Below are 2,500 nucleotides of genomic sequence, written 5' to 3' on the forward strand. Positions count from 1 at the left end.
TGTTCCTCCAGGTCTCACGGCCTATTGGAACTCCAAGACACGGTGCGCTTGACGCACCACAAAGAGCGGATCGCCGCCGTCTTCGTTTCTCTTTCCACTCATCTTGATCGACTAGATCAAGGTGCGATCGCGAGCCCGGAGCGGATGCCCCGAAGGCCGTCATAGGCCTGTAGCTCAGGTGGTTAGAGCGTACGCCTGATAAGCGTAAGGTCGGCAGTTCGAGTCTGCCCAGGCCTACCACTCTTTCTCCTGACTTCGGATCACGACCAGCTCTCCTGGCTAAACTCCATCTCTTGCAAAAGAGCGGGGCCATAGCTCAGTTGGTAGAGCGCCTGCTTTGCAAGCAGGATGTCGTCGGTTCGAATCCGTCTGGCTCCACCATCTCCCCGTACGATGCGGGTTGAGATTGATCTCGCGATTGGAATGACAAGTTTGCGCTGGCTCCTAGAGCCAGTCGCGAAATGACATTGTGAAGGCAGGGTTCTCCCGCCGACCGCAGCTCACCCCTGGGATGCGGATCCGGTTTAAGGGCGGACTTAAGAAGACATCATTGTCTGACTAAAGGTAGAGCTCATGCTCAGGCCTCCCCGCGCGATGCGGCGGGACCTGAAACAGCATGGGTTTTGCTGAGAACGATCAAGCGCATAAGGGCTTCTGACGGATGCCTTGGCATTGAGAGGCGATGAAGGACGTGGCACGCTGCGATAAGAGCCGGGGAGGCGCGAGCACCCTTTGATCCGGCTATCTCCGAATGGGGAAACCCACCTTTATGGTCACCCGACTTTGCTTCAGCTTCGGCTGGAGCGGCGATCGGTTGATCAGACAAGGTATAATGACCTGAATACATAGGGTTCATTAAGCAAACCCGGGGAACTGAAACATCTCAGTACCCGGAGGAAAGGACATCAACCGAGACTCCCGTAGTAGTGGCGAGCGAACCGGGACCAGGCCAGTGCTGTCGTGACATAAAGCTGAAGGATCTGGGAAGGTCCGCCATAGTGGGTGATAGCCCCGTAAGCGTCAAATAGCGACAGACTCGAGTAGGGCGGGACACGTGAAATCCTGTCTGAACATGGGGGGACCACCCTCCAAGCCTAAGTACTCCTCAATGACCGATAGCGAACAAGTACCGTGAGGGAAAGGTGAAAAGCACCCCGACAAGGGGAGTGAAACAGAACCTGAAATCGGAAGCCTACAAGCAGTCGGAGCCACCGCGCGTGGTGACGGCGTACCTTTTGTATAATGGGTCAGCGACTTCATGTGCCGTGCAAGCTTAAGCCGTTAGGTGTAGGCGCAGCGAAAGCGAGTCTGAATAGGGCGAATAAGTACGTCGCATGACGACCCGAAACCAGGTGATCTATCCATGAGCAGGTTGAAGGTAAGGTAACACTTACTGGAGGACCGAACCGGTGAATGTTGAAAAATTCTCGGATGACTTGTGGATAGGGGTGAAAGGCCAATCAAACCTGGACATAGCTGGTTCTCCGCGAAAACTATTTAGGTAGTGCCTCGGACGTATTCCTTGGGGGGTAGAGCACTGAATGGATGCGGGCGGCGCGAGCTGTACCAATTCTAATCAAACTCCGAATACCCAAGAGAACTATCCGGGAGACACACGGCGGGTGCTAACGTCCGTCGTGAAAAGGGAAACAACCCTAACCATCATCTAAGGCCCCCAAGTTCTGGCTAAGTGGGAAACGATGTGGGTTTGCTTTGACAACCAGGATGTTGGCTTAGAAGCAGCCATCATTTAAAGAAAGCGTAACAGCTCACTGGTCAAGCGAACCTGCGCGGAAAATGTAACGGGGCTCAAGCCAGACGCCGAAGGTATGGGTGTGCGTAAGCACGCGGTAGCGGAGCGTTCCGTAAGCCGGTGAAGGTGAGGCGCGAGCCTTGCTGGAGGTATCGGAAGTGAGAATGCTGACATGAGTAGCGATAAAGAGGGTGAGAGACCCTCTCGCCGAAAGCCCAAGGGTTCCTGCGTAAAGCTAATCTGCGCAGGGTTAGTCGGCCCCTAAGGCGAGGCCGAAAGGCGTAGTCGATGGGAATCAGGTGAATATTCCTGAACCAGTTGGAAGTGACGGATCTGGTAAATTGTCAGGGCTTATTGGATTGCTCCTGGCAGTGAACAGGTCCCTGGAAATAACTCCAACGGAGACCGTACCCGAAACCGACACAGGTGGGCAGGTAGAGTATACCAAGGCGCTTGAGAGAACTATGCTGAAGGAACTCGGCAAATTGCACGCGTAACTTCGGGATAAGCGTGACTCTCTTTTGGGCAACCAGATGAGAGTGGCACAAGCCAGGGGGTAGCGACTGTTTATCAAAAACACAGGGCTCTGCGAAGCCGCAAGGCGACGTATAGGGTCTGACGCCTGCCCGGTGCCTGAAGGTTAAAAGGAGGGGTGCAAGCTCTGAATTGAAGCCCAGGTAAACGGCGGCCGTAACTATAACGGTCCTAAGGTAGCGAAATTCCTTGTCGGGTAAGTTCCGACCTGCA

Annotated in this window: 2 tRNA genes and 1 rRNA gene (1 of these 3 cut by a window edge); all 3 read left to right on the forward strand. The window is 54.5% G+C overall.

The window, feature by feature from the left end:
- The first annotated feature begins 163 nt into the window (after positions 1-163).
- Positions 164-240: transfer RNA gene (locus J2728_RS22120), tRNA-Ile, on the forward strand.
- A gap of 65 nt (positions 241-305) precedes the next feature.
- A tRNA-Ala gene (locus J2728_RS22125) sits at positions 306-381 on the forward strand.
- A 253-nt stretch (positions 382-634) separates the two neighbouring features.
- Positions 635-2,500 (forward strand): 23S ribosomal RNA (locus J2728_RS22130); it runs 920 nt beyond the window's last position.

It is taken from the genome of Caulobacter segnis (genome assembly GCF_031454995.1).
Classification (GTDB): Bacteria; Pseudomonadota; Alphaproteobacteria; order Caulobacterales; family Caulobacteraceae; genus Caulobacter; species Caulobacter segnis_E.